The sequence below is a fragment of the Frankia sp. CoWAU3 genome (genome assembly GCF_977971855.1).
In genome coordinates, this window is record NZ_CDWWXB010000125.1 from 3,368 (window position 1) to 7,550 (window position 4,183).

The window sequence follows — 4,183 nt, forward strand, 5'->3', positions numbered from 1 at the left end:
CCACGCCAGCGGAGCCGAATTCCTCGTCGTGGCCCAGGTTCGTCCCACCACCGGTCCAACCGCGTACCACAACGACGAGGTCGGCAGCGTCGTGATCAATCGCTGGGTGGTCCAGAACGCCTGGCGGGAACACCGGATCGCGCGGGAGGGCGAGCCCGAGTGGGACGGCGGGGTCCCGGTGCGGACCGAGGCGATCCCGGTCCGGCGGGGTGACGAGGTGATCGCCGTCCTTGCCCGGGACACCAACCTCGCGACCACCCGGACGCCGAGCGCGCTGGAGTCGGCTTATCTGCAGGGTGCCAACAACCTGGCCCTGATGATCGCCGAGGGCGCCTTTCCGTTCCGCGGCAGCTCGGCGGAGCTTCCCGAGTCCCCCCGGGTGGGCGACGGCATGATGCGGCTCGACAGCGCCGGAAAGGTGATCTTCGCGAGTCCGAACGCGCTCTCGGCGTACCGCCGGCTCGGCTACACCGGCAATGTCACGGGCGAGGACCTCCGCTCCGTGCACCGGGCGCTGAACCTGTCCGCCACGACCCCGGCGGTCTGGCACGCGCTCGGCCGGCGTCGGCCGGTGGAGGTGGAGGCCGCGGTCGGGAGCACGGTGGTACTTCTGCGGGCGATCCCGCTCTTCCCCGGGGCGACCCGGGAGGTGCTGGTGCTCGTCCGGGACGTCTCCGAACTACGTCGCCGCGAGGCGCTGCTGCTGAGTAAGGACGCGACGATCCGTGAGATTCATCACAGGGTCAAGAACAATCTACAAACCGTAGCCGCCCTACTGCGGTTGCAGATGCGGCGGACGAAGGTCGACGAGGCGCGCTCGGCGCTGCGGGAGTCGGTGCGCCGGGTCACCTCGATCGCGGTCGTGCACGAGACGCTGTCCCAGAGCCTGGGGGAGAGCGTGCCGTTCGACGAGATCGCCGACCAGATCACCTCGGTCACGGTGGATCTGGCCTCCACCGGGGCCCGGGCGAACACCCGCCGGACCGGGTCGTTCGGGCGGCTTCCCGGCGAACTCGCCACCCCGTTGGCTCTTGTGCTTTCCGAACTTCTGCAGAATGCTGTAGAACATGCGTTCGACGGTTCGGCGGGTTCCATCGAGATCCGGGTCAGCCGCCTGGCAGACCGGCTTGACGTCGTCGTGGCCGACGACGGTGCCGGGCTGCCCGAGGACTTCCAGCTCGAGCACTCGCCAAGGCTGGGGCTGCAGATCGTCCGCCAGCTGGTGCTGGGCGAGATGCACGGCACCATCCGGCTCCAGGCCGGTCCAAAGCACGGGACGGAGGCGCTCCTGTCGATCCCACTTTCTGAAAGTTGAGTGTTTAGGGTGCCCGGGAGGGGGTATTCCCCAGGATGTGTCCCTCGTCCATGGCCGTCGTGCCGATGTGGCGTGCTCGTGGGGGGCCGGATCGGGACCGTCCCGGGCGGTGGTTCGCCTGAGCGGGTCCGATCGCCGGGAGGTGCGGTCGGGGGCGGAAAACATTACGGCCGCCCCGTCCGCGTCGCGCCGCATTGCTGCGGCGGATGCGCGGACAGAACGGCCGATGCTGCTGCCAGCCACCCCTGTGCCGCGGTACGGGTTGTGGCATGACCTCATGCGGCGACCACTGCGGTCCGCCGGTGCCGGTTCCGGCGGGCAGGGCCTGCCGCGAGCGGGTGTTGTTGTTCGGACCCGGGACGTGGTGCCGGGTCCTCGGGTGCTGTCGGCCTGCCGTCGGGGACGGTCCTGCGGTCAGGCGGTTCGAACCCGGAGTCGGACCTGGCGCTTGAGCGCCCGGCGTTCGTCCTCGCTCATCCCGCCCCAGACACCGGAGTCCTGCCCGGTGTCCAGTGCCCAGTTGAGGCAGTCACTCGTGACTGCGCACCGCGCGCAAACGGCCTTTGCCTCTTCGACCTGGCGTTCCGCCGGACCGGTTGTACCGATCGGGAAGAAGAGCTCGGGATCCTCGTCACGGCAGAGCGCTCTGTGGCGCCAGTCCATGCGTACAACTCCCTCTCTCGTCTCGGGCCACACTGCACATGAGACGCTTTGTGAGCCGCTACGGTTGTGCCGAGGTGAAAAATAAATTGAGCAGGATGTCTGCTCGGCCTCGGCGGCGGCCGTAGAGCGGGTTGCCGGGTGTCGGTAAGCCCGGGTGCACGTGCATCCACCTCGGACATTCGCCACCCTCCCACCCGAACAGGCAGCAGCGCAAGAACCTGCAAGCCTCTTCACAGCCTGGCTGGCCTGCACTTGTCCGGCAAGGACACAGACGGACCACGGGGGGCGACCGTCTCCTTGGATGGCCGAAGTGCCACGGGAGCCCCGATTGCCAGGGGATGTTACGCTCCGTTGTATCGATCGTTACCGGTGCGGCCGGTGGGCGGCCCGGATCCTCGGCGATCAAGCCGCCGATGTCATGCCAGTCGGTCATGGATCCGTTCTGTGGTGCCTGAGGGCTGCCTGAGGTCCGCTCCGGCGCCGGTGCGCGCCGTCATCCCGGCCCGATCTGACCCGCTCGCGTCGCCGGAGATGGCAGGGTTGGGGCATGGAGGTTCTCGGCCATCGTGGCAGCAGGGTTCCCGGCCCGGAGAACACGGTCGAGGCGGTGGATGCCGCGTTGCGGGTGGGCGCCGACGGTGTCGAGGTCGACGTGCGGCGCAGCGCGGACGGCGACCTGGTCTGCGTGCACGACGCGCGGCTGTCCCGTCCCGCCGGCCGGGCCGTGGTCCGGCAGACCACGGCGGCGCTGCGGGCCCGGGGGATCCCTCTGCTCGATGAGATCCTCGACGTGTGGGATGGTCACGGTCGGCTCATCTGTGAGATCAAGAACCAGCCCGGGCAGCCGGACTTCGACGCCCCCCGGGAGCAGACCGTGCGCCGGCTTGCCGAGACGCTGCGTGCCCGGGGATGGACCGGCCGCCGGCCGGACGCCGCTGACCTTGACGCCGGTGCCGGCGGCATCACGGTGTCGTCGTTCGACTGGTTCGCCATCGAGGCGGTGCGTGACGCCGACCTCGCGGTCACGACGGCGTTCCTCACCATGCCCCGGATGTCGGTGAGCGGCGGCCTCGCCTACGCACGGTCGGCGGGCCACACCGAACTGCATGTGCACACCAGCGCGGTGCTCGGCACCTCCGACGCGGCGGGACGGGCGCGCGAAGCCGGCGTCCGGTTGATCACCTGGACGGTGACCAGCGTCGAGGACGCCCGGCGGATCCGCGACGCGGGCGTCACCGGGGCGATCTGCGACGACCCCATGGAGATCTGCCAGGCGCTGTCCCGGCTGGACGGGACCCCCACCACGGCGCTCGACGCCTGAGCGGACATTCTCCTGGGCGGGCAGCCGTCAGGCGACGACGCGCAGCGCGTGCGGCTGGTGGGTCAGCAGCACCTCGGAGAACATCCCGAGATACTCGCCGTCCATCTGCACCGGCAGGGGCGTATCCGTGGAGAAACGGATCGACGACGTGTTGTGGCGGCGCACCACGTTGCGACCGCGCGGACCCTCGCCGTCGGTGAGTATCCGCGAGGCGGCCCGCAGCACGCTGGGCAACCGTACCCGCCGCAGCGCGAGGAGGTCCAGACCGGTGTCGAAGGACGCGTCCGGGCAGGCGAGGACGGGACGGGAGTTGAAGTAGGTCCACGGGCGGGTGTTGCAGACGATGCAGAAGGCGATGTGCTCCTCGGCCCGCCCGCCCGCCGGGTCGGTGGTCCCGGGGTCGGGGGCCGAGCCGGCGTCGGTGGTCGTCAGGGTGATGGGCGAACCGCGGCGGTCGGTGCCGTGGAGGATCTGACCCGCCGCGGTCCGCAGGAACAGGCCGGCGGTGTTGCGTCTGCCCTTGCCACGCTTCTCCTCGACCCGCGCGACGACCCGGGCATCCAGGCCGATACCGAAACAGAACGTGAACCAGCGCCGTTCGTCGCCGTACTGAGCCCGGCCGAGGCTGATCCGCTGGGTGCGGCCCTCGCGGAGCGCGCTCAGCAGCTCGCCGGTCGCCTCCACCGGTGACGCGGAGTAGCCTAGCGCGCGAGCGAAGACGTTGGTGCTGCCACCCGGGACCACGGCGAACGCTGGGCCGCCCGGTACCGGACCGTTCTGGAGCAGTCCGTTGATGATCTCGTTGACGGTACCGTCCCCACCGAGCGCAAGCACCACGTCGACGCCGAGTTCGGCCGCTCTGGCCCCCAGTTCCACCCCGTGCC

The 4,183-nt window shown here is 70.1% G+C and carries 4 protein-coding genes; 2 read left to right on the plus strand and 2 right to left on the minus strand.

The window, feature by feature from the left end; genetic code table 11:
• The coding region (locus tag AC08ON_RS12015) for a sensor histidine kinase (RefSeq protein WP_476616975.1) at nucleotides 1-1,315 on the plus strand (1,315 nt) is incomplete at its 5' end.
• A gap of 414 nt (nucleotides 1,316-1,729) precedes the next feature.
• Here the strand turns inward: AC08ON_RS12015 and AC08ON_RS12020 are convergent.
• Nucleotides 1,730-1,978, minus strand: coding sequence for a WhiB family transcriptional regulator (locus AC08ON_RS12020; protein ID WP_011438134.1), 249 nt, complete (start codon nucleotides 1,976-1,978; stop codon nucleotides 1,730-1,732).
• A 547-nt stretch (nucleotides 1,979-2,525) separates the two neighbouring features.
• On the opposite strand from AC08ON_RS12020, the gene AC08ON_RS12025 reads away from it, so the two are divergent.
• A complete protein-coding gene (locus tag AC08ON_RS12025; protein WP_476607440.1) occupies nucleotides 2,526-3,299 on the plus strand; it encodes a glycerophosphodiester phosphodiesterase in 774 nt (257 codons plus the stop codon).
• A gap of 27 nt (nucleotides 3,300-3,326) precedes the next feature.
• Here the strand turns inward: AC08ON_RS12025 and AC08ON_RS12030 are convergent.
• Nucleotides 3,327-4,183 (minus strand): diacylglycerol/lipid kinase family protein (locus AC08ON_RS12030; RefSeq protein WP_476616976.1); only part of this gene is annotated, 857 nt, incomplete at its 5' end.